Here is a 23,955-nt window from a genome sequence, read left to right on the forward strand (position 1 = left end):
TAGCGCGGATCGCCTGGGCGTAGGACCTCAAACGATCCGCTGGCCACAACCAACTAGAAGAGAGTTGACCATGGTTATCCTCGATCATACGGCACGCACGCTCACGCGTGACCCCGCCAAGCCGCTTTTTGTACTACTTCACCGCCGCTCATACTGGACGGCGTCGGGCCACAATGGGCACACGTAGAAAACGGTACCGGAAAGTTCCAACACTACGTGCAGGATTTTTCCTGTAGCCCTTCGCGCCACGCGCAATACGTGGCGCGACCTACGGTAATGGACTAGGCCCATGAACAACCCAACCCACAACCTGTTCAACGCGGGAAGCTACGAGCTGTCCAAAGTCGACTACGACGAGCTATGCATCATCCGCGACAAGCTTCTGCTGATGGCGCAGCTCGCCGGCACCGCCACCACGAACGGCGATCATGACACCATCCTCTTCATCAACCGCAGCATGATCGGGCGGCTCTTCGCCGATCTGAGCTTTCAGATGGGCGATGTGCTGGAGACCATCAAGCACGCCACTACCAGCGTTGATCTTGCTCAGACGCACTGATCGAAGGCCGCAGGCTCTGCCGTGTGCGTTGCGGTAGGCTCAGCTTTGTACGATTTATGGATCAAAGACCCCTGCTCAAAATCATGAGATTGAAGTCACCGACGCGTCCCCACCTGCATCATCACGAACCAGAAGCGCCAGATGGCGTTAGTCAGATTCTTCACATAGGAGTTACCTGCATAAGTCGACAAGAATATCCGTTGATTAATGTAAGTGAAGATGCTGCATGGCCGCGTGTATTTTCACGAAGTGTGCGAATACATGCGCCGAGTTGGACACAACATTGGCTTGGAAGACGCAAGAATCGTTGTAAGCATCGTTTGTAGGGATATCGCCGCGTTCCCATTGAAACGAGTAACAAGCGAGTGAGTGTGGCTATTTGAACCCGAGTACTTTCGTGTGCATAGTGGTTTGTGTAGCGAATAGGGTGCAGGCACAAGGCCTGCCTGATAAGGGATAAAAATGGAGTTGGCCACGGATGGAGTCCAGGACGTGCGGCTTGCACCTTCTTGCGCATGGTTTTTCACACGTCTCACTTGCAGCGACAGCGGTCGGCAATTTATTGCGCGCGCAATACGGTTGCTATATCGCGTTGGAGAAAGTGAAGCTTGAAGCTCCGGATGGCATGCTGCGAAAGCATTTTCTTTCGTATGCATTGAGTCGGCATCCGCGCATCGACCATCTTTTCAACTTTGTTGATCTTCGTTGCGAATAGGCACTGAAAGCAGATCTTTCAGTGGATGGACGCTGTTGTCTAGCATTTATCAAGCGAGATGTGACGTGGAAAAGGATTTTATGAAGCGCGCGCTGATGAGCATTTCGTTGTCGGCGACTGTTGTTCTGGCTGGATGTGGAACGCCATCGCCCAAAGACTTTGGTGGACCTTGGAAGCCGATTAACCGTTTCCAGGAAAGGTCCACGGCGATTCCCCTGAATCAGAAATATGAGTACTTCGCCGCGCCCATGGACGGGACACTCAAGAGCATGCTCACACGCTGGGCCAAGGATTCTGGCCTGGTGCTCTCCTACCAGATTTCATCCGATTACACGCTGATTACTCCGGTCACCCAGATTCACACACTGGACATTCACGTTGCTGCGAATCAGCTGAATTCGATTTATCGGGCGCAGGGCATTGCTGTGAGGGTCACCGACGGGCAGGTTCAGGTGGTGATGGCGAACTCGAATCCCGCTGCCGCGGCTGCGGGAAAACCGGCCGAGTCGTTGCGACAAGGCGCACCCGTGGACTCAAAGTCATGAGATCGAAGGATGAAATCGTGTCATTCCACGTTGCCAGGTTTTGCTGATGCCCATCAAAAAAACATCAAGCCAGAGAATTGACGAGTCCCTGGCGAAGTCGGTCAATTTTGAAGTGACCATGGCGGACATAGCCAAGCGCAGCGAGCGTCGCGCATGGTTGGTGGCGATGACTGCCATTGCCGTGGCGATGATTCTTATTGGCGGTTACTTCTACATGCTTCCGCTTAAGGAGAAGGTGCCGTATGTCGTGATGGCCGACGCGTATACGGGAACCAGTTCGATCGCTCGCCTGACGGATGATTTTACAAACCAACACATCACGACGAATGAGGCAATCAATCGCAGCAATGTCGCGCATTTCGTGCTGGCGCGAGAATCCTACGACTTGGCGACGATCAATCTGAACGATTGGGCGACGGTGCTGACCATGGCTGCGCCGAATGTTGCTAGCGGATACCGGAGTTGGGTATCTCCGACAAATCCAGACGGCGCTTACAAGAACTATGGGAACAGCCGTTCCATACGGGTGAAGATTCTCAGCATCGTGCTGATGGGCGGTGGACCGAATCAGACTCCGAAGGGCGCTACCGTGCGCTTCCAGCGCAACGTGTTCAACAACGCCAACGGCGTCAGCCAGCCCTTGGACAACAAGATCGCCACGCTGATGTTCACCTACAAGCCAGACTTGCAGATGAGCGATCAGTACCGGATCGAAAACCCGCTGGGCTTTCAGGTGAACGATTATCGAGTCGATGACGATTACGACACGCCTGCGCCCAGCGAGGTCCCGGGCGATCCCGCTTCCAAGCCGGACGCGCATGGTCAGCCTGCTACCGATACGGGGACGTCCGATCGAACCGCATCGGCAGCCGTAGCCCAACCGATGGCATCTACGCAAAGTGATCCGGTCTCCGAAGAGAGTCCGGCGCCAGTGTCCAAAAACACCGTCAAGGGAGCCGGCAGTCCATGATGGGATCAAGCAAACTCATGTTGCTTGGCTTGGCTGGGGCGGCCATGGTCAGTATGGCAGTACCTGCGTGGTCGCAGGTGGTGCGGCAGTACGATTACAAACCCGATGCCATCTACCCGGTTCGCGCCGGCCTTGGCATCACCACTCAGATCGAGTTGAGCCCCAACGAGAAGATTCTCGACTTCAGCACAGGGTTCAGCGGCGGATGGGATCTCACCCGGCGCGAAAACGTGTTTTACCTCAAGCCGAAAAACGTCGATGTGGACACCAACATGGTGATCCGCACCGCCACGCATTCCTACATCTTCGAACTCAAGGTCGTCGCCACCGACTGGAAGTCTCTCGATCAGGCCAAGCGCGAGGGTGTGCAGTACAAGATCACCTTCAATTATCCGGCCAATGCCAGCTTCTCCGATGAGGTCAACAAGATCGACAAGGCACCGGAGCTGAGTACAGCGTTGGTCAAGGGGCGGTCGTACAACTTCAACTACGACTACGCGACGCGCAGCAAGGGTGCTGCGTGGTTGCTGCCTGTCTACGTATACGACGACGGACAGTTTACGTACCTAAAGATGAGCGACATGAAGCAATTCCCGACCGGAAACTTTCCCGCTGTCTATATGCGTGAGCGCATGCATGGCCAGGATGCCGTGGTCAACACGACGGTCGAGGGCGACGTCATCGTTGTCCATGGCACCTATCCCTACTTGGTTATCCGTCATGGCGACAACGTCGTGGGCCTGAGAAGGAATACTCAACAGTGAGCTCGAATACGCCCAATCAGTCTGGCGACGGCGCCCATCACGAGCATGTCCCGCCGTACGGATCGCAAGCGAGTGGTGGTGATCCATTGGCCGGAAATCCCTATTCGACGCAGTACCGGCAAGCCCCCGCACCGGATCTGGATGCGGGGGCACCGGTGTTGCGGTCCTACGACATGGCGCGCATGAATCGGCGGGCGATGGCCTTCCTCGCAGTGATCGTGGCCATGCTGGGCACGTTAGGATTCTGGTTGTTTCAGAGCGGCTCGAATCGTAACGCGGCGCCAAAACCCAAGCCTGAAACGGTTGTGGTTCCGGAGGCGCCGACGGCGCCTCCGCTGCCGCCCCAGCAGCCGGTACAACCGCGTCTGCAACAAGCCATCCCGCTTGTCCCCACGCCACCGCCGTTGCCCGCCACACCTGTTCAGCCAAAGGCTTCGGTGGCGTTGGGATCGACGCTTCTGCAGCGTCGCATGGCTGACGGAAGTGAAGAAGCACAAGGCACTCTCATGGGAACCGGATCGCCGGTTCAGCAAGTTGCTGCTGGCCTAGGGGTTCCGGGCAACAGCAATAACATCGTTCCTGATACCCCTACCAGTGCGCAGCCTCTTACGGATCCCGACACTCTGATGCTCCGGGGGACATTTATCCGTTGCGTTCTGCAAACGCGCATCATCACGGATATCCCTGGATTCGCGTCCTGCATCGTCACGGAACCCGTGTATTCATTCACGGGCCGCCGAATGTTGTTGCCGAAGGGTTCCAAGGTGCTTGGCAAGTATGGTGCGGAGCCCAACGGTTCGCGTGTTGCCGTCATCTGGGATCGCATCGTGACCCCCAATGGCATCGATGTGAACATGGCGAGCCCGGGTGTGGATGATCTTGGTGGTGCTGGTTACCCAGGCTACGTCGATTCGCATTGGCCGAGTCGCATCGCTTCCGCTTTGCTGATCAGCATGCTGAGCGACGCGTTCTCTTATGAGGCCGCCGAACACGGTCCACGCACGGCGAGTGTGACGAACGGCGCCGTTGTGGAAACACCGTTTCAGAGCAATACCGCCGCGACTTTGCAGAACCTCGCGGGCCAGGCTGTACGCAGCTCCGCCAACCGGCAGGTAACGGTAACCATCAACCAGGGAACCATCGTTGATATCTATGTCGCCAAGGACGTCGATTTCAGCGGTGTAGTGGCTCGTTTCTGACATTCAAGCGAAGCAAGCAGCAAGAGTATGGATACTCCAGCCAACATCGCAGAGATTTCCAATGAATTTCTCGACTATCAGTACAAAGTGCTGGGTGTGCGGGAGTTCATGGCGTCGCCGGATGTCACGGAGATCTGCATTAACCGCCCGGGTGAGCTGTACCTGGAAACGCACGGTGGATGGCAGCGCATGGAGGTGCCTACGCTTACCTTCGAGCGCGCTAGGCAGTTTTGCACGGCGGTCGTAAACGAAAGCAATACCGGGCAGCGCATCACCGATGCCGACCCGGTGGTCTCTTTGACGTTTCCGACCGGGCAGCGCGCGCAGTTCGTCATACCGCCCGCCTGCGAAGCGGGTAACGTGTCGATCACGATACGGCTTCCTTCCAAGCAAACGAAGACTCTTGCTCAATATCAGCAGGACGGGTTCTTCGATCAGGTCCTTGAGGATACGCAGCAGCTCACCGACCAGGATCGTGAATTGCTGGAATTGCGAGCATCCAGGAACTACGCCGATTTTTTCAGGAAAGCGGTGCTAAGCAAGAAAAACATCGTCGTATCCGGTGCCACCGGAAGCGGCAAGACTACCTTCATGAAGTCGCTGGTTCACCATATTCCCGCCGCGGAAAGATTAGTGACCATCGAGGACGCCCGTGAACTGTTCATCCATCAGCCGAATGTAGTTCACCTTCTCTATTCGAAGGGTGGGCAGAGCATCAGCAACGTCACGGCCAAGAGCTGTATGGAGGCCTGCCTGCGCATGAAGCCCGACCGGATCATTCTGGCCGAATTGCGTGGAGACGAATCGTTCTACTTCATCCGCAATTGCGCGTCGGGCCATCCCGGTTCGATCACCAGCTGCCATGCGGGAAGCACGGCTCAGACATTGGATCAGTTGGCTCTGATGGTAAAGGCGTCTTCCGAAGGCGCGGGACTGGAGTTCGGGACGATCAAACGACTGTTGATGATGACGATTGACATCATCGTGCATATCAAGGTCCACGCAGGGCGGCGATATATCACGGGGATCGATTTCGACCCGACGCGCAGCCACTCGCCAGACGAGCGGCAGTAACAGCGCAAATTTTCGTATCAGGGAGGTCGCAGGATGCTGACTGGAATGGAATTGCTGACGTGCCCGAACCTGGCGGTCCCGGTCGAGATCATGCATCACGTGGTCGATGTCGAGTCCGGCTACAACCCCTATGCGATCGGCGTGGTCAATGGTCAGTTGGTTCGCCAGCCTCAGAGCCTGGACGAGGCACTGGCGACTGTAAAAATGCTTGAGTCCAACGGTTACAACTTTTCCGTCGGCGTCGCCCAGATCAATCATGACAACTTGGTCAGGTATGGGCTGGAGTCCTACGAGAAGGCGTTCAACCCGTGCCTCAACCTGTCGGTGGGTTCGCGCATTTTGGCGGAGTGCTACGAAAGCGCGCGAGCCGATTGGGGCAAGGCCTTCAGTTGTTATTACTCCGGCAATTTCGTAACAGGTTTTCGCGACGGTTACGTGCAAAAGGTGTACGAATCGATCGGCCAGAGCCTACAGATCGCCAACTCCACGTCCGTGCCGGCTGCCATACCCCTGCGGCAGACTCCCGAACGGACACTGGTACACGGCGAACCCATCAGCGTACCCATCGCGGAAGCTGACAGTGCGGCCTACCGAATTGCGATGCGCAGTGTGGCGCTGGATACGGTTGCGTCAGTGGCTGCGGTAAAACTCAATCCGACGATCATCACGGTTGCGTCCGATCCATCCTCGGCGCAGGCCGCCGCAACGCCGAGTAAAACTGTAGCGCCATCAGCACCCGCAAGCACGGCCAGGAATGATGGCGTATTCGTGCCGCAGGTGCGTGGTCCGAGTGATCCATCGCCAGGATCCGCGTCGCCGGCTCGCAACGCACAAACGAATGCGATGACGGTCCCGGTAAACCAGCCGCCGGGTAGCGATCCAGCTGATCTTCGTCAAGGAGGTAGCGATGGCGCTTTTGTCTTTTGAGCCTCTCACAGCCAACGCAGCAGTCCGAGCATCCGGCCGCGGGGCTGCATATGCGTGCAGGTGCGTCTCAATGACTAGATACGTATTTCAAATTTTTGCTGCGACGGCACCCGATATGAAACAAGTCATGGGGGTCGCTCCAACAAACCGGAACCGGGCCGAGCAGCTATCCCTGGAGCGGAAATCAAACGATGGCCGCGTCTTTTCAATCGTGCATAAGGAAATTACGAAGATGACACCAAAAGTTTCTTTCTATGGCGTTGGCCATCCATCCAAGCGTTTGCTCAGCGACATGTTCACGTTCGCGATCATCGCAGCTGTGATGATCTTGCCGGGCTTGGCACTCGCGCAGGGGGGAGATACCTCGGGTACGACAACGACTACCTGCGGATTTCTCACCAATGTGCAGGGCATCCTCAACGCCGTATCGATCGTCGTGGTAACCATCGCTGTGATTTTCACGGGCTACAAGGTTGCCTTCGCTCACGCTCGCATCAGCGAGGTGGCACCGGTTTTGATCGGTGCGATCCTGATCGGCGCCGCCAGCCAGATCGCCAAGATATTCCTGGCCGGAAGTGCGGGTGGCAGCGCGTGCAGCGCAGGATTGACATCGCATGCGCTGGATCATGTTGCGGCAGTGGCGCATTTGCTGACCGCCTATGCATAAGAACGCGCTGTTTCGCGGCTGCACGCGCCCGCCCATGTTCATGGGCGTTCCCTATGTCCCGTTCTTCATGGGCGCGTGTGCGTGCTTGTTGATGGCGTTGTATTTCAATCTCTTCTATCTGTTGCTCTTGCCGCCCGTCATCTTCGTGATGCGGCAGATGGCCAAGCGCGACGAAATGATTTTTCGTCTACTTGGCCTGCGTCTGCAGTTTCGGACACGGGTGCGTAACCTTCAGCAGAACGATGGATTGTGGATATTTACGCCTAACAATCACCGCGGGCAAAAGAAAGAAAAACAGGTCGGCCGGTAGAAAACTCATCGCCCTGCCACGGCAGGGCACATCAATCCATCTCGGCAGCATCAACTATGTTCAGTCCAGACGCCCCCATTAGCTATTTCGTCACCGTCTCCACTCACGTTTCGCCTACTGTGTTGAAGACGACCGGTGGCGACTTTCTCATGACGTGGCGTTTGGGCGGACTTCCCTTCGTCGGACGCGAAGAGTGGGAGATCGAGCACCGTCACAATACCTTCAATCGCATGCTGCAGACGCTGCGCGCGCCGGACTTCACAAACGTGGCGTTCTGGGTGCACGACATACGCCGTCGCCGACGGCTCCAGGACTATAGCAAGTTTGATCACTTGTTCAACCAGCAGTTGTCCGACGCCTACTTCGATGCACTGTCCAGTCAGAAGCTCATGCAGAACGAGCTTTACCTGACAATGATTTACAGGCCGACGGTCAGCGGAAAGCGATTCGTCGAAAAGTCGAGCGATATCGGTCGACTGGAGGCAGAGCAAAGCCAGGCTATCGCGAAGGTGCTGGAGCTGGCGGGAAACGTCGAGGCCGTATTGAAGGACTACGCCCCCTACCGTTTGGGCATGTACGAGGCCAGTAACGGCATCGTGTTTTCCGAGACGCTGGAGTTCTTCGGTTATCTGCTCAATCGCATCGATGAGCCAGTGCCGGTCTTGCAGGCGCCGGTGTATGACTATCTACCCGTAAGCAAGCATCGCTTCTCGAGCAAGACCGGCGACTTCGTCATCACGACGCCCGATGGCGCGAACCATTTCGGCGCGATTCTCAATATAAAGGAATACACGGATGGCACCTATCCGGGCATCTTGAATGGCCTGAAGTACCTGGATTTCGAGTACATCATCACGCATTCCTTTAGCCCCATGGGGCGGCATGACGCGCTCAAGGCGCTTGAGCGCACGAAGGGCATGATGATTTCTTCCGGCGACAAGGCTGTCAGCCAGATCGTCGAGCTCGACAACGCGATGGATCAGCTGGCGTCCGGCAATTTTGTGCTGGGTGAATATCACTTCACCCTCGCTATCTATGCTTCCAGCCAGGACGCCCTGTCTCAGCAACTGGCTTCTACGCGCGCTGAACTCTCCAACGCAGGTTTCGTCTCCGTCAAGGAAGACCTTGCCGTGGCGGCCTCGTTTTATTCCCAGCTACCCACCAACTGGAAGTTTCGCACGAGGCTGGCAAACGTCAGTTCGTTGAACTTTCTTGGCCTGTCGCCGCTTCATAACTTCGCCACCGGCAAGAAAGAGAATAATCCCTGGGGGGAATGCGTCACTGTCTTACAGACCACCAATGGCCAGCCGTACTATTTTAATTTTCACGCCACTCACCCTGCGGAAAACTCGCTGGGCGAGAAGGCCATCGCCAATACGATGGTCATCGGCAAGTCTGGCACCGGAAAAACCGCGCTGATCAACTTCCTGCTCAGTCAAGTGCAAAAGATCAAGCCATCACCCACCATTTTCTTTTTCGACAAGGACCGCGGCGCGGAGATTTTCGTGCGCGCGTGTGGTGGCAACTATCTGGCGCTTGAAAACGGTCGGCCAACAGGATTCAACCCGTTCCATTGTGAGCAAAACGAAGAGAACGCTCAGTTTCTTGCGGATCTGATTAAAGTGCTGGCGGGCAAGAGCGCCTACAGCGCCCGCGAGGAAGAAGACATCTTCCGGGCCGTCGAAAACATGCTCGACACGCCCACGCATTTGCGGAGCATGACCAATTTCCAGAAGAGTCTTCCCAATATGGGCGACGACGGCCTGTTCGTTCGCCTGCGCAAGTGGACAGCGGGCAACTCGCTGGGCTGGGTCTTCGACAACCCCGTAGACACCATCGATCTGGAAAAAGCCAACATCATCGGCTTTGACTACACCGAGATCATCGATAACCCGGAAGTGCGCGTCCCGGTCATCAATTACCTGTTGCACAGGCTGGAGGCGTTGATCGACGGCCGTCCGTTGATCTACGTGATGGATGAATTCTGGAAAATTCTGGATGGCAAAGGCGGCCTGAAGGAATTCGCCAAGAACAAGCAGAAGACCATACGTAAGCAAAACGGCCTGGGCATTTTTGCCACGCAAAGCCCGGAGGATGCGCTGGCCAGCGACATCGCGGCGGCGCTGATCGAGCAGACAGCGACCATGGTGCTTCTGCCCAACCCCAACGCCAGCCGCCAAGACTATATCGAAGGACTGAAGCTCACCGAGGCGGAATATCAAGTGGTCGTGAGCCTGGACGAACGTTCACGCTGCTTTCTCGTCAAGCAGGGTCATTCATCCTCCGTGTGCCAGCTGAATCTTCGCGGCCTGGACGATGCACTCTCGGTCATCTCCGCTTCCACCGACAACATCGAGATTCTGCATGTTGTGCTGAGGGAGTGTGCGGAGACGGAACGTGTCCAGATCGACGATCTTCGACCCGAGCAGTGGCTGCAGGCGTTCTATGACAACCGCAAGGGTAGTGGCAAGAGCAAGCCACATAGCCAAACGCCGCGCGCCGTAGGTGGTAGTTCGATGACTCGGTCCTTGCGGTGACGATGGAGGAATGAACGATGAAAAAGACGATGCAAAAGAAGAGGTGTTCCGGTGTTGGCAAGGTGCGAATTGCGCTTGTCATATCGTGCGGAGTCGGTGTGTTTTCGGGTTCAGCGAGCGCGCAATGGGCGGTCATCGACATGACCAATATCCAGACAAATGTGGCTGGATTTGCAAAGCAGCTCGCGCAAACCGTTCAGCAATATCAAACTGAATTACAGCAATACGCTCAGCTGTTATCCAGCGTCCAGGGACTCAACACAGGCATGTCACTGCTGCCGAACCAATTGCAGCCGATTAGTGACCCTAATTCCTTGATTCAGGCCAATTGCTCCGGTGCTTCCGGCAACGGTCTGCTCGGAAACGTCATGAACAACCTCACTTCGTTCATGACGCAGTCCATAACGCAGAGTCAGCAGCAGATCTGCGCGCAGATCGTCTCCACGGAGGTCGACAAATATAACAAGACCGTGGCGATGCTCAATCAAATGAACACCTATAACACTATGTTTCAGCAGGTCCAGCAGGTGGGGCAGGCGGTCAGCACGCTGGCGGACTCTGGGCGAGCCAATAACCAAGCACAGGTCTATAGCAGTGCCCTTGCCACCCAAATGTCCAATTGGCAAGCGCAAATGCAGGCCGATGACGCCGTCATCAAAACGCTCGAAGAGCAGCAAATGATTTTGGCGCGCGTGGCGTTGAATGGAAGCAACGGTTCCATCCTGAGCGATGCGATGCCCGACTCAACATTTCAGAACGTCATGTCGGGCATTCAGTAATTTGGCGTCCACATTCGGATCTGTTCAGCGCGGCGAAAACGCCAACATGGAAAGAAGAAGGCAATGAAGCGAATGGGAAATCTAACATGAACAATTTTGTCTTCTTCACACTTATCTATGCTTGGCTGACAAACAAGATTAACGCGTTCGCGAGCGACCTCATGGGTCGCGTGATGACATGGGTGGCAGGCATTGCCCTGGTGTTGGTGACGCTGTGGATACTTATTACGGGCTATCGCATCATGACCGGCCAGTTACGCGAACCGCTGATGGCCGTAGTCGCTAACATGGCGCGTATCGTGGTCATCATCTCCGTTGCGACTTCCATGTCGATTTTCGGAGCCAATCTGAATACCTTCCTGACAAGTGACCTCAGCAATGAAATCAATCAGGTCGTGAGTGGGAGCAGTGATAGCGTCGTCCAGGACATCGACAAAAATCTTGCGCTGACCGAAGTGGCCATGAGCGCTATCGACTCGGTGCAGTTGGCGCATGGGGTTGCCGCCGATCCCGATACGGCCAATGACAAGAATCGCGCCTCGTTGATGACTATGCTCGGTACCGCTGGGCCACCCATGACCGCCGCCGTCATGCTTTTGATGTATCAGTTTACGATTGCATTGTTTATCGGTCTCGGACCGTTATTCATCTTGTGCCTGATTTTTGAGCAAACCAAAAGCTTGTTCCACAAGTGGTTGATGTACGGCATCGGTACATTGTTTTCGCTGGCGGTACTCAACGTCGTCACGTCCATGGTGCTCCAGCTTAGTACTGGTGTGGCAGCGGGCATGTGGGCTGCGACACTCATTCCAAGTTTCACTCCCGGGATGACTGAAGGTTTGTCACATCAAGCGCTGGAGCAGGGCGGTATTGGCATGTTGTTGACGCTTTTGATCATCACAGTGCCACCCATGACCGCAAATTTCTTTCAGGGGACGTTGGGAGGTTTTATGCACTACTCGGCATTCAATCCTTCATCCGGAAGTCCGGGGCCGCAGGGGCAACCTCCGGGGTCGCCAAGAGCTCCGAGCGCACCATCACAAGCGAATACGGGAACAATTGCCGGCAATAACGGCAATTCCGCACGCTGGTCAGGTAATACAGGTCCGACTCCTGTGGATGGAATCAAATCGGGGCGACCTAATGCTTTTGGGTAGTTCTTCGGATTGCAGCCTGATATGTACGGGAGCTCATCATTGATGAATGTGGTAGCAAGCAAGCTGTTCGGCTGGATGTGTTTGGTGGTGTTACTACTTCCACTTTCAGCAGGAATTCTCCACGCGCAGGAGCAAGTGGGGCCGTGTCCGCCTGGCATGAGCCAGTATCCAAGCCCTGATGGCGTTCCTTCGTGTGGGGCTATGTACGATCAAGGAAAAACTTCGCATTGGGTAACTCAATGGGGGGCGCTCGCGACCGACTTCGCGCATCATGCTGGTGGAGCCGCTGTAAACAAGCCAGACGAGAATGAAGCGAAACGTGCAGCGATTGAGGAATGTGTGTCAAACGGTGGATTGCAATGCAGAGTAGAGATCACCTACGCAAATCAGTGCGTTGCACTCGTGGAGGGCAACTTCGGACATAACTCCACTCGAGCCGCGACAATTGATGCTGCTGTAGAGATTGGAAAAAAAGTATGCACTGAGTCTGGCGATACCAATTGCCTCGCTACTTACACCGCTTGTAGTTTGGCTAAATGGTTGCGATGAATAATTGCATCGTGGATAGGTCAGTACGGCCTGTAAGGTGTATGCCACAAAAATAACGCGAAGGACCGCAATATGATAAAGGCCATCTGTCTAACGTCGCTTCTTGCGGCCAGCACAAGCGCCGTGGCTCAAGGCTATTACGAATTCATCCCTTACTACGGCAACAATCCCTTTTTGTTCTGCACCGTTGGCGTTCCCAATGACTGCTGGGAGCCCGTCAGCGCTCAGTTAGGCACATACACCATTACCAGTAACTATTGCTTCAATGCCTATTCGGCCAATCTGTTTTCGCGCGTATGTCCAAGGGCATTTCCGCAGGGACTGCCTGGCGGCTCGGCCATGGTCAAACCGCCATCTATGCCAAGTGATCGCATGATTCGTCACGCGTAATCCGCTTTGGGGGAGATGAGGTTATGAAAGCACTCATTGCTTCGTTACTAGTACTTTCGACAACCATGCTCCTTGCATCTTGCAAGGACACCCAGAACGTCGACGCCAAGCTCAATCCACACCCGATTCCCTACGAAATCACGTTGATCATCGACGGTGCACCTGGACCGTTCGATTCGGTGGGTGGATTTATGCAATACGAGGTCACCAACTTAGATTGCGTGCCAGAAACGGGTGGTCCGTTCAACCCATTGCGACTTTCGCCTAAAGCAGATCCGCGCATCATATTTCAGAAAATGTCGAACAACGTCTACAGAGGAACGGTCTACGTGGGCTATTTCCAGGACGAAGATTACTTCGGGCTTGGGGTGTGCCATTGGTCGTTGAATGCGGCAACCGTTGAATTAAAGATCAACAAGCTAACGATGGTTTCGTACTTGGATCCAGAGCAGCTTCCCGCCCAGAAACCCGTTACAACATATTTTGTCCGAGAAGATTACCTGAACAACGATTTAGAACGTGGTTCGGTCGGAGAGTTGGGGCGAACAAAATACCCACCTAACCGTCAAGACAGCATTTTCTCAATAGCCCTAACACCTAAGGACATTGCACCGTGACGCTTACTGCGAAGGAATACGCACTGCTCTGCAAGGATAGCTACAACGAACACACCGATCAGCAGAAACTTGTTATGGGTGATGCTTCCTATACGGTCCTTGATCACTACAGTGACCCCATCACCGGCTATCAGGGTGTTGCTTATCAACGTGAGGACACCCATGAAGTGGTGGTCGTCCATCGTGGCACCGAGCTGAGTTTTTTAGATATTGCTACCGATGTTGGTATGGTGACGGAAGGTATCAACGTGCAGATACCTCATGCTATCCGTTTTTCCCAAAGAGTCACGGAAAAAGCGGAGGCCGATGCTGCCTCCAAGAGCTACGCGCTGCCACCCATCACAACCGCTGGTCATTCTCTCGGCGGTACGCTTACTGAACTTGTCGCTCACAAGATGCATTGGCAAGGCGTCACCTTCAACAGCTACGGCGCCGTAGACCTTGGCTACGACATCCCCCAAGGTGGAACGCAAGTCATCAACTACGTGCGCGTCACCGATATGGTCAGTGCCGCGAGCCATCATTTCGGCAAGGTCGTCGAGCTTGCTACACAAGACGACGTTGATGCGCTGCGCAAAGCCGGTTATGTCGATGCGGCCACGCCAGACACGCTACGTAATCCCTGGGCTGCGCTGAGCCGGGGTGCTCATGCCATCGCCAACTTCGCGCCCGACAACCCCAGCCTTAAGCCGTCTGACCTCTCGCCAGAAAACGAGGCGCGCGCCCATGCGCACCTTCAAGCCATACACCTGCTGCGCGAAGACGTGCAAGCCCTGCGCGCCAATACACTCTCCTTGCCATGGGAGTTGCAACACAAGGAGGTCACGACAGCCAAGCTCGCGATGGGTGCTGTCTCCGCCGTTATGGACGGCGATTTCAATAAGACTCGTCACATCACCACGCTGGCCGAGCATCGCGCTTTGGCTAATACGGGCCATGCGTTGGATACCACCACCCACACGGCATGGCTCAGCATAAGCGCCATCGACCAAGCTGGTGCATACGTAGCCGATCAGATCAAAGATGCCGCGCGCGAAGTCAATCATGGCCTGGACCACGTGGGCCGCGCGATGGGTAGCGAGGCGTTGGAGCACGGCGCCCAATGGGTTGCGCGAGACCTTTCACATGGGACGGATCAGATCAAGGGCGTGGTCATGTCCCACGTTTCCCAAAGCATGAGCGCCATACCAGATATGGCGCGCCCGCCCATCAGTCATAGTTCGACATTGCCGCAACGCCTGGATGACCCCACGCATCCTGATCACGCCATGTACCTGCAAGCCCGCGAAGGTGTGCACAAACTCGACGCCGCATGCGGCCGCATACCCGATCAGCGTAGCGACCAGTTAGCCGCTGCACTAGTCGTCGCCGCGCGCCGCGTTGGTCTCACGCAGATCGAAGAAGTGGTCCTGCATCGCGATGCTGAAACCATTGCCGCACGGCAGCCTACCCCCACTAGCGCGGACTGGACGAAGGAATTTCTCAGGCCTACGCATGCAGACGTCCCCACGGTGCCCTCGTTAAACACACCGATCGAGCAGAGCAGCCAGCAGTGGGGGCACGTTATGCAGCAGAAGCAGATAGAGCAGGCGCAGGCGCACGAGCGACAACTAAGCCAGCAGCAAGAAACCTTGAAGCAAGCCAGCCACGGCTTCACTCGCTAGGAAACAACTCATGCGCGCCATGGATACGGCCATTCCTTTCTCTGACTCGGCGATCCGGCGAGATGCGCGTCGATCCGGCAGCAGAACCAGATCAACACCTTCTGCATGGCCCGAGGGCAGCAGGTTGCCTCTCAATCCAAGACTTGGCACCTACGCCACTACCAGGCATCACTGCTTTAACCCTGTATCAGCCAACTTGTATGTTCAGGTTTGTTCTTACGGCTTTGAGCGGGGTGAGGGTCTTAGGCATCGCTCGCACCTATCAATCGACGAAGAAATGTAACCACGCACATTCAATTTACTTGCGATCAACATATAACGATGAAAATCTTTATCTGCGGCACATCGAAGTTAGCAGGCTTATGGTCGTTTCTCGCATTATCAATCGTTGTTTTTAGCGCGCCCTTGGTTGCGCACGCTCAGGATGCCTGCACGACAAACTTCACTCACACTGGCGACGCCACCAGCGGTCTCACCTACGCGACGTCTCGCACCGTGCCCGGACTTGCGCCACGCGATGCGCTGGCGCAGTACAAGCAGATTGCGCAAGAGCAAGGGCTCAAGATCGGGAGAGAGTCCTACGGGAGTAACGGCGGCGAACTCACCGTCAGCCACTTGGCCTCGGTGAACGCCCGCGGCTTCGACGTGCACCTGCAAGCCGATGCAACCGGCAAGGTGTCGATAGCCGCTACGCTGCCACCTGGCATGATGGCAAAGGCCGACGCTCTCCGCGACAACTTGTGCACGACGCTCAACAAGCTTCAGGCCGGCGTAAGCGCCAGCGACGTTGCCGATAGAGGAGCGCGTCCGCTCGTCTACACCCCGTCGCCGCAGGAAAGCACAGACATCTGCATGGCCAATTTCATTGGCAGCGACACATCGGACGAAGGCGAGACCTTCTCCACTTGGTCGCTGGGTTCGGCCATAGACATTCCTTCCGCAATAGAACATCTGAAAGGCCTCACTTCCGTGATGAAGATCATGCACTTGTCGACCGGTGCGATCCACGGCAAGAAAGCGACTCTGACGATTGCGCTGGACAACGCCGCAGGAGTGCTTGATGGCGGTTTCTCCATCGGCGGGCCAGATCTGCGCGGCTTTACCATACGGCTCGATCTCGATGCTGCACTGGACGCTATTTCCTTCTCCGTGCACACGAACAAGGAGCAACAAGGCATTAATCGGGACCGCATGCGTCGGCTTGCCTGCACCCTGGTCGCGATTGCCGCCAACGGCGTGCTGCCGCCGGAAGAGAAGAAGCCTTCGTACTTCCGCAATCCCTTTAAGAATCCGCAGAAGGCCGCGCAGGAGCAGATGGACAAGGGAGTCCAGCTCATGACGCAGGCAAAGAGATCGCTCTACCAGCGCGCGATACAAGCAGGCAAGGCGATTGCCTTCCTACCCATGCTCAATGTGGATGCGAAATATGCCCAGGCTCTTCCGAGCGATCTCACCCCTGGCGGCACCATGCATCAGCCCTTCCGTTTCGACGAGACGGCCACCCTGGTATGGCGTTCAACGGGCGACGCAAACAACATCGTCAACGTCGGTGATCAGTACTCCTTGTTCCGTGAAGGGCTGTTCGGCTACATCCAAAGCGAAGATGCGCGCAAAACCACGTACGGGATCTACATCATCGATCCGGGCCGCTACGATCTGGTCGGCGTGACCTACGATCTAGTCCACAGTACGCTGCCCGCATTGAGCTCCAAGCATTGGACGACGGCGCCAAAACTTGGTATGGCCACGTTCGCCATGACGAACGACGTGGAATATAGCTCGCACCAGCAATGGTTCAATGCGCAGTACCAGAACGTGCAGGTCTACGATGGCTCATCATGCGCCATAGAAGAGACAAGTGGCAGTGTAATCGGTTGCGCCCAGTGGGAGAATAGCTACCACAACGAGACCCACGTGAGCGATCCAGGTGGTTGGCGATCAGTGGTGGACAAGGGCTACGCTGGAGGCCTCGCAGCCTCCATAAAATTTACAAAACCGTTCGCCCATTTCGACGTAACGCCGGGTGCCATCATCGTCACTGATGGATTTACGGCAATTCCAGACAGTGTTGCGTACGACAGCGACGCCTGTCATCAAGCCGGTGACAACCTCATCGACTGCAACATCAAATCCGTGAAGCTGTTTCGCATCCCCGGGAGCCCCAGCGAACTGCATATCTTTCCGGAGGCCGCCGTCAAGTTTCCCGAAGTCGCTGATTTTACGACCAAGGCGACCTATCAACCGATGACCGTCAATGCCACCAAGCTTGAGGAAACACCGGGCACTTACGAAGCGGACTGGGCAGCGCCGTACTCCCTGTCTGCGCATTGACACTCAAAGGTGGAGACCTGTTTCCAGCACTCCGTTTGGATTCGTTGCAGCGATTTCGGACAACTGACCCATGATCCCGATTGCTGCAATAAGAATCCATTGAGCTGAATATCTTCAAATTTAGCGTTTTGTGCCTGAAAAAATCACATCGAGGAAGAGATGAAAAAGGTCTTTCGCTATATAGGGATTGCTGTCGGAACTATGTCCACGCTTATTGTAGTGACTGTAATGATGCTCTATATCGTGGGCGAACATGACCTTTCGTCCAAGGGGGATGCTTGCATGGCGTCGGAAGATTTTGTCGCTGTTCGGTCGCAGCTCCAGGAGGCAATGGCTAGTGGAGATATCGACCAAGCCATTATGGATCGAGAGAGAAAAAATATTGCAAGAGCAAAAGAGTACTGCGTTAACGGACAGATGAAAGAGTCCAGGACATTACTCGTGAATGTGATGATGGACGCGTCGATTCTCAGTGACGGCGTGTATGAGAGAAAACTCAATGCAGCCAAGAAGGAAGATGACCACGGTGATCCCAAAAATCCTTGAAGCAGGGTCGTTTTAAGCGCCCTGGATCACCGAATATGGAGCCTTCGCGAAAATCTGGCGCTGCGATGCAAAGATCGCATTTGGCATAAAACTTATGCCGAATGCGCTCTATTTATTCTCGCGCCGCAAGCGCGCGATTGACGCGCAACGCAATCAGGGTGCAGGCGACACCAGAGAGCAAGTACACGCTCACCGCCACCAACCCGAATCGCGTCGACAAACCAAGCGCAACGAGTGGTGCGAATGCGGCACCAATCAGCCATGCGAAATCGTTGGTGAGCGCTGCGCCGGTGTAGCGCAACCGAATTTCGAAGTTGGATGTCACGCTACCCGCTGCCTGGCCATACGACAGGCCGAGCAAGGCGAAGCCCACGATGATGAAAGCATCCTGCGCGGCTTGACCGCCGCCGAGCAGCCATGGCGCGGATAGCGCGAAGATGCCGATAAGGATCGCGGCGGTGCCGAGCGTGGTGCGTCGGCCGATGCGGTCGGCGATGACACCCGATGCGATGATGCCGAGCATGCCGACGACGGCGCCGACGATTTGCGCGGCGAGCACGGAGTTTACCGATTGCACCGATCCGAGCACGATCCACGAGATCGGGAAGATCGACACGAGATGGAATAGTGCGTAGCTCGCCAGCGCGGCGAATGCACCGACGAAGATGTTGTAGCCCTGCCGGCGCAGCATGTCGATGATGCCGATGGGTTCCAGCTCGCGTTCTTCCATCGCGTGGGTGTATTCCTCCGTCACTACCAGTCGCAGTCGTGCGAACAGCGCCACCACGTTGATGGCGAAGGCGACGAAGAACGGATAGCGCCAACCCCATTCGAGGAAGTCGTCGCTGGAGAGTTGCGAGTGCAGGAACAGAAATAGCGCGGTGGCGATCATGAAACCGATCGGCGCGCTCAACTGACCGAGCATGGCGTACCAGCCGCGCTTCTCGGGTGGTGTGTTGAGGGCGAGCAGCGAGGGCAGGCCATCCCATGAGCCGCCGAGTGCGATGCCCTGCAGTATTCGGAAAAACGCGAGCAGGCCGATTGCCCAGCTGCCGATGGTGGCGAAGTTGGGCAGAAACGCGATGCCTGCTGTGGAGCTGCCAAGCAAGAAAAGTGCAATGGTCAATTTGGTGCCGCGACTCCAGCGTCGTTGAAACGCCATGAAGATCGTGGTGCCGATGGGGCGCGCGATAAACGCAAGCGGAAAGATGGCGAAGGACAGCAGGATGCCGTCCAGCTTCGATTCGAACGGAAAAAATACCGATGGGAAAACAAGCACGCACGCGATGCCGAACACAAAGAAGTCGAAGTATTCGGAAGTTCGTCCGATCACTACGCCAATGGCGATTTCACCTGGCGCGACTTTGGCATGGGCGTGTATGCGGCTGAGCTCGTCAGCGGTATAGCCGGCTGGATCGCGCTGCTCCTGAAACGTACTTGACATCGTAGTTACTCGGAAGAGGGTATTTGCGGCGGAAACAGCATGGCACTATCACTTCATCAACGCTACACCCATTCGGGGTATTTGCGTGTTGCCTGCCCAGAGGCGTACCTTGTTAGCGCAGTATCCCTTCCCTTTTTGGTTGCGTCGCCGGTCATGTCCATGAAGGCTCTCCGAGGACTGTTACTGCCTGCCGTTGCCCTGCTAGCCGGGTGCCATACGGTCATCATGTCGCCATCCGGCGATTTAGCGGTGCAGCAGCGTGATTTGATCATCGATTCGGTAATCTTGATGTTACTGATTATCGTGCCGGTGATCGCGCTTACCGTGCTTTTTGCGTGGCGATACAGGGCCTCGAACAAGCATGCCCACTACGATCCCGAATGGGATCACTCCACGATGCTGGAGCTGCTGATCTGGTCGGCGCCGCTCCTGATCATCATTGCGCTGGGCGCGTTGACCTGGGTCAGCACGCACAAGCTCGATCCGTTCCGTCCGCTGGATCGCCTTTCGGAAGGCCGTGCGGTACCGGCCAGCGCGAAACCGTTGGAGATCGACGTCGTCGCGCTCGACTGGAAATGGTTGTTTATCTACCCCGAACAGGGGATTGCCACGGTGAACGATGTGGCCGCTCCTGTAGATCGACCCATCCAGTTCAAGATAACTGCCTCGTCAGTTATGAATTCGTTCTTTATCCCGGCGTTGGCGGGCCAGATTTATGCCATGCCCAACATGGAAACCCAGCTCCAGGCGGTGATGAACAAGCCGGGGGATTTCGAAGGTTTTTCAGCCAATTACAGTGGGGAAGGCTTCTCGGGCATGCACTTTATCTTCCACTCGGTGAGCGACGACGGATTCGCCCAGTGGGTTGCCCAGGCCAAGGCCAGCGGCGATGCCTTGAATCGTGATGCTTATGTGAAGCTCGCGGCGCCGAGTTCGAACGACCCCGTGCACCGCTACGCGAATATCGATCCGACGCTGTATCAGGACATTCTCACCAACTGTGTGCAGCCCGACAGCATGTCGTGCATGCGCCATGCGAAGCCGGCCGAAACCGGCGCGATGCAATCCGGCAGTGCTGCGAACAGCATGGCTGCCACGCCGATGTCCCATCCCCAGTGACCCGCAAGACGATGTAAGGGTACCCAGATGCTTGCTCACCCCGACCTAACCACGCTGATTTTTGGTCGACTCACCCTCGACCAGCTTCCGCTTCACGAGCCTATCGTGGTGGGTACATTCATCGTCGTGGCGCTAGGTGCCCTCGCACTGCTGGGTGCGGTCACGTACTTCCGGCTGTGGGGTTATCTCTGGCGCGAGTGGTTCACCAGCATCGATCACAAGAAGATCGGCGTGATGTACATCATCCTTGCGCTGGTGATGCTGCTGCGCGGCTTTTCCGACGCCATCATGATGCGCGCGCAGCAGGCGATCTCGTTCGGACATTCCACCGGCTATCTGCCGCCGTTCCACTACGACCAGATTTTCACGGCGCACGGCGTGATCATGATTTTCTTCGTCGCGATGCCGTTTGTAACGGGTCTCATGAATTTCGTGATGCCGTTGCAGATCGGCGCGCGCGACGTCGCGTTTCCGTTCCTCAATAACTTCAGCCTGTGGATGACCATTTCCGGCGCGGTGCTGGTGATGATCTCCTTGTTCGTCGGCGAGTTCGCGCGCACGGGCTGGCTGGCGTACCCGCCTCTCTCGGATATTGTGGCGAGCCCGGACGCGGGCGTGGATTACTACATCTGGGCACTGCAGATTGCGGGTGTCGGAACGTTGTTATCGGGCGTGAATCTGCTTACGACCATCATCAAGATGCGTGCGCCCGGCATGACGCTGATGCGGATGCCGATCTTCAGCTGGACGGCATTGTGCACGAATGTGCTGATCGTGGCGGCATTCCCGGTGCTCACCGCGGCGCTGGCGCTGCTCGCGCTGGATCGCTACGCGGGCACCAATTTCTTCACCACCATGCTTGGCGGCAACGCCATGATGTACGTGAACCTGATCTGGATCTGGGGTCACCCGGAGGTTTACATCCTGGTGCTGCCGGCGTTCGGCGTGTTCTCCGAAGTAACGGCCACGTTCTGCCGCAAGCGTTTGTTCGGTTATGCGTCGATGGTGTACGCCACGGTGGTGATCACCGTGCTGTCCTACCTGGTGTGGCTGCACCACTTCTTCACCATGGGATCGGGAGCGAGCGTCAATTCGTTCTTCGGCATCACCACGATGATCATCTCGATACCGACGGGCGCCAAGATCTTCAACTGGCTGTTCACGATGTATCGCGGGCGCATTCATTTTGAAGTGCCGATGATGTGGACGGTCGCGTTCATGATCACCTTCGTCATCGGTGGCATGACGGGCGTGATGCTGGCCATCCCGCCGGCGGATTTCTCGCTGCACAACAGCCTGTTCCTGATTGCGCACTTCCACAACGTGATCATCGGCGGCGTGCTGTTCGGCATGTTCGCCGGCGTCAATTACTGGTTCCCCAAGGCCTTCGGTTTCCGGCTTGATCCATTCTGGGGCAAGTGCGCGTTCTGGTTCTGGGTGATCGGGTTCTACTTTGCCTTCATGCCGCTTTATGTGCTTGGCTTCATGGGCGTGACGCGCAGGCTCAGCCATTTCGACAATCCCGATCTGCAGAAATGGTTCGTGATTGCCGCGTTCGGTGCGTTCCTGATTTTGCTCGGCATCCTCAGCATGCTGATGCAGTTCTATGTCAGCTTCCGCGACCGCGAAAAACTTCGCGATGTCACGGGCGATCCGTGGGATGCGCGCACGCTGGAGTGGTCCACCTCGTCGCCGCCGCCGAAATACAACTTCGCCTTCACGCCGCTCATCAATGACAACGATGCGTGGTGGCAGATGAAGCAGCATCGCTATCAGCGGCCGTCGCAGGGTTATCTTCCGATCCATATGCCGAAGAACACCGGCGCCGGCATCATCATGGCCGGTTTCGCCACGGTGTTCGGTTTCGCGATGATCTGGTACATGTGGCCGCTGGCGATCATTGCGTTCGTCGCGCTGCTGACCACCGCCATCGCCCATACCTTCAACTACGAGCGCGACTACTACATCCCAGTCGATGAAGTGGCGCGCGTCGAGGCAGCCCGCACGGAGCTCTTGGCCAGCCATGTCTAGTACAACGATCAGCATGACGGCGGATAACGGTGCGTCGAAGGCACTGAGCTTCCACGTGGAAGGCGAGCATCACGTACCTAATGGCACGCTGCTCGGTTTCTGGATCTACCTGATGAGCGACTGCCTCATCTTCGCCTGCCTGTTTGCCGCGTACGGCGTGCTGGGGCACGAATACGCGGGCGGTCCCAGGGCATCCGAAGTGCTGGAGCTGCCCATTGTCGCGGTCAATACCACCTTGCTGCTGCTTTCTTCGATCACCTACGGTTTTGCCGTGCTGGAGATGCAGGCCAATCGCAAGGGCATGATGATGATGTGGCTGGCGATTACCGGCTTGCTCGGCGCCGGATTCATCGGGCTGGAGCTGAAGGAATTCGCGCATCTGATATCGATCGGCGCGGGTCCGCAGCGCAGCGCGTTCCTGTCTTCGTTCTTCACCCTGGTGGGCACGCACGGTTTGCACGTGACGTCGGGCCTGATCTGGCTGGTCACGCTGATGGTGCAGGTGGGCAAGAAAGGCTTGATTCCCGCCAACAAGCGCCGCCTGATGTGCCTGTCGATGTTCTGGCACTTCCTGGATCTGATCTGGGTGGGTGTTTTCAGCTTTGTCTATCTGATGGGAGTGCTGTCATGAGCGAGCATGCGGATACGCAGCACGGTCATGATGACGATCATGATCACGACGGCGTCGGTGCGATCCATGCCACGCTGAAAGGCTACATGACCGGCTTCGGGCTGGCGGCCATTCTCACCTTCATTCCGTTCTGGCTGGTGATGAGCGGCGCGTTCGCCAAGACCGGTCCGGCCGACGCGCTGATTCTGCTGCTGGCGGGCATCCAGATCGTGGTGCACATGGTGTACTTCCTGCACATGAGCACCAAGTCCGAAGGCGGCTGGAACATGCTGGCCTTCGTGTTCACGGTGGTGCTGGTGGTCATTACCTTGAGCGGATCGATCTGGATCATGTACCACCTCAACGACAACATGATGCCCTGGACGATGCAGGACGCGCGCAACCAGCCGTGACGGGATGCTCGGCGTATGTGATCATCGCCGGGTCAACG

At 56.3% G+C, this 23,955-nt stretch carries 23 protein-coding genes; 22 read left to right on the top strand and 1 reads right to left on the bottom strand.

Annotated features, from left to right (window positions below):
* The first annotated feature begins 289 nt into the window (after window positions 1-289).
* From DWU99_RS12595 to DWU99_RS12680, 18 genes are all read left to right on the top strand, one after another.
* On the top strand, window positions 290-559 hold the full coding sequence (locus DWU99_RS12595) for an XAC0095 family protein (RefSeq protein ID WP_115478409.1): 270 nt from the start codon (window positions 290-292) through the stop codon (window positions 557-559).
* Between the two features lie 780 nt (window positions 560-1,339).
* Complete coding sequence (locus DWU99_RS12605; RefSeq protein ID WP_233511092.1) at window positions 1,340-1,819, top strand: hypothetical protein; 480 nt, start codon at window positions 1,340-1,342, stop codon at window positions 1,817-1,819.
* A gap of 46 nt (window positions 1,820-1,865) precedes the next feature.
* Window positions 1,866-2,789 (top strand): VirB8 family type IV secretion system protein, encoded by a 924-nt coding sequence (locus DWU99_RS12610; protein ID WP_115478411.1) that lies wholly within the window; start codon window positions 1,866-1,868, stop codon window positions 2,787-2,789.
* Between the two features lie 17 nt (window positions 2,790-2,806).
* The gene (locus tag DWU99_RS12615; protein ID WP_233511131.1) at window positions 2,807-3,553 is read left to right on the top strand and encodes a TrbG/VirB9 family P-type conjugative transfer protein; all 747 of its coding nucleotides are present in this window, start codon (window positions 2,807-2,809) and stop codon (window positions 3,551-3,553) included.
* A complete protein-coding gene (locus tag DWU99_RS12620; protein WP_233511093.1) occupies window positions 3,550-4,752 on the top strand; it encodes a TrbI/VirB10 family protein in 1,203 nt (400 codons plus the stop codon). The genes DWU99_RS12615 and DWU99_RS12620 overlap by 4 nt, the downstream gene beginning before the upstream one ends.
* A 27-nt stretch (window positions 4,753-4,779) precedes the next feature.
* On the top strand, window positions 4,780-5,826 hold the full coding sequence (gene virB11, locus DWU99_RS12625; protein ID WP_115478412.1) for a P-type DNA transfer ATPase VirB11: 1,047 nt from the start codon (window positions 4,780-4,782) through the stop codon (window positions 5,824-5,826).
* Between the two features lie 33 nt (window positions 5,827-5,859).
* Entirely contained in the window at window positions 5,860-6,753 is an 894-nt protein-coding gene (locus tag DWU99_RS21405; protein WP_115478413.1) for a lytic transglycosylase domain-containing protein, read from the top strand.
* 115 nt (window positions 6,754-6,868) lie between these two features.
* The gene (locus DWU99_RS12635; protein WP_425476815.1) at window positions 6,869-7,420 is read left to right on the top strand and encodes a TrbC/VirB2 family protein; all 552 of its coding nucleotides are present in this window, start codon (window positions 6,869-6,871) and stop codon (window positions 7,418-7,420) included.
* Window positions 7,413-7,730, top strand: coding sequence for a VirB3 family type IV secretion system protein (locus tag DWU99_RS12640; protein WP_115478414.1), 318 nt, complete (start codon window positions 7,413-7,415; stop codon window positions 7,728-7,730). The genes DWU99_RS12635 and DWU99_RS12640 overlap by 8 nt, the downstream gene beginning before the upstream one ends.
* Window positions 7,731-7,786: 56 nt before the next feature.
* Window positions 7,787-10,267: a VirB4 family type IV secretion/conjugal transfer ATPase gene (locus tag DWU99_RS12645; RefSeq protein WP_115478415.1), complete on the top strand. Its 2,481-nt coding sequence runs from the start codon at window positions 7,787-7,789 to the stop codon at window positions 10,265-10,267.
* 17 nt (window positions 10,268-10,284) lie between these two features.
* Window positions 10,285-11,046, top strand: a complete 762-nt coding sequence (locus DWU99_RS12650; protein WP_115478416.1) for a TrbJ/VirB5 family protein — start codon at window positions 10,285-10,287, stop codon at window positions 11,044-11,046.
* Window positions 11,047-11,132: 86 nt separating this feature from the next.
* Entirely contained in the window at window positions 11,133-12,203 is a 1,071-nt protein-coding gene (locus DWU99_RS12655; RefSeq protein ID WP_115478417.1) for a TrbL/VirB6 family protein, read from the top strand.
* Between the two features lie 42 nt (window positions 12,204-12,245).
* Entirely contained in the window at window positions 12,246-12,752 is a 507-nt protein-coding gene (locus DWU99_RS12660; protein ID WP_158543286.1) for a DUF4189 domain-containing protein, read from the top strand.
* 72 nt (window positions 12,753-12,824) lie between these two features.
* On the top strand, window positions 12,825-13,142 hold the full coding sequence (locus DWU99_RS20815) for a hypothetical protein (protein WP_147292926.1): 318 nt from the start codon (window positions 12,825-12,827) through the stop codon (window positions 13,140-13,142).
* 23 nt (window positions 13,143-13,165) lie between these two features.
* A complete protein-coding gene (locus tag DWU99_RS12665; RefSeq protein ID WP_115478419.1) occupies window positions 13,166-13,759 on the top strand; it encodes a hypothetical protein in 594 nt (197 codons plus the stop codon).
* Window positions 13,756-15,423: an XVIPCD domain-containing protein gene (locus tag DWU99_RS12670; RefSeq protein ID WP_115478420.1), complete on the top strand. Its 1,668-nt coding sequence runs from the start codon at window positions 13,756-13,758 to the stop codon at window positions 15,421-15,423. Before DWU99_RS12665 ends, DWU99_RS12670 begins: the two co-directional genes overlap by 4 nt.
* Before the next feature lie 321 nt (window positions 15,424-15,744).
* Window positions 15,745-17,754, top strand: coding sequence for a hypothetical protein (locus DWU99_RS12675; protein ID WP_147292927.1), 2,010 nt, complete (start codon window positions 15,745-15,747; stop codon window positions 17,752-17,754).
* 159 nt (window positions 17,755-17,913) lie between these two features.
* Window positions 17,914-18,300 (top strand): hypothetical protein, encoded by a 387-nt coding sequence (locus DWU99_RS12680; RefSeq protein WP_115478422.1) that lies wholly within the window; start codon window positions 17,914-17,916, stop codon window positions 18,298-18,300.
* A 112-nt stretch (window positions 18,301-18,412) separates the two neighbouring features.
* On the opposite strand, the gene DWU99_RS12685 is transcribed toward DWU99_RS12680, so the two are convergent.
* Window positions 18,413-19,744, bottom strand: a complete 1,332-nt coding sequence (locus DWU99_RS12685; protein WP_115478423.1) for an MFS transporter — start codon at window positions 19,742-19,744, stop codon at window positions 18,413-18,415.
* Window positions 19,745-19,783: 39 nt separating this feature from the next.
* Here DWU99_RS12685 and cyoA point away from each other — a divergent pair, with 39 nt between their 5' ends.
* The 4 genes from cyoA to cyoD are packed head-to-tail and all read left to right on the top strand — an operon-like array spanning window position 19,784 to window position 23,917.
* On the top strand, window positions 19,784-20,863 hold the full coding sequence (cyoA, locus tag DWU99_RS12690; protein WP_233511095.1) for a ubiquinol oxidase subunit II: 1,080 nt from the start codon (window positions 19,784-19,786) through the stop codon (window positions 20,861-20,863).
* A 57-nt stretch (window positions 20,864-20,920) separates the two neighbouring features.
* On the top strand, window positions 20,921-22,894 hold the full coding sequence (gene cyoB, locus DWU99_RS12695) for a cytochrome o ubiquinol oxidase subunit I (protein ID WP_199535796.1): 1,974 nt from the start codon (window positions 20,921-20,923) through the stop codon (window positions 22,892-22,894).
* Window positions 22,887-23,525 (top strand): cytochrome o ubiquinol oxidase subunit III, encoded by a 639-nt coding sequence (gene cyoC / locus DWU99_RS12700; RefSeq protein WP_115478425.1) that lies wholly within the window; start codon window positions 22,887-22,889, stop codon window positions 23,523-23,525. Before cyoB ends, cyoC begins: the two co-directional genes overlap by 8 nt.
* The gene (gene cyoD, locus DWU99_RS12705) at window positions 23,522-23,917 is read left to right on the top strand and encodes a cytochrome o ubiquinol oxidase subunit IV (protein WP_115478426.1); all 396 of its coding nucleotides are present in this window, start codon (window positions 23,522-23,524) and stop codon (window positions 23,915-23,917) included. The genes cyoC and cyoD overlap by 4 nt, the downstream gene beginning before the upstream one ends.
* Window positions 23,918-23,955: the final 38 nt, after the last annotated feature.

Source organism: Dyella psychrodurans, from assembly GCF_003363265.1.
Classification (GTDB): Bacteria; Pseudomonadota; Gammaproteobacteria; order Xanthomonadales; family Rhodanobacteraceae; genus Dyella_B; species Dyella_B psychrodurans.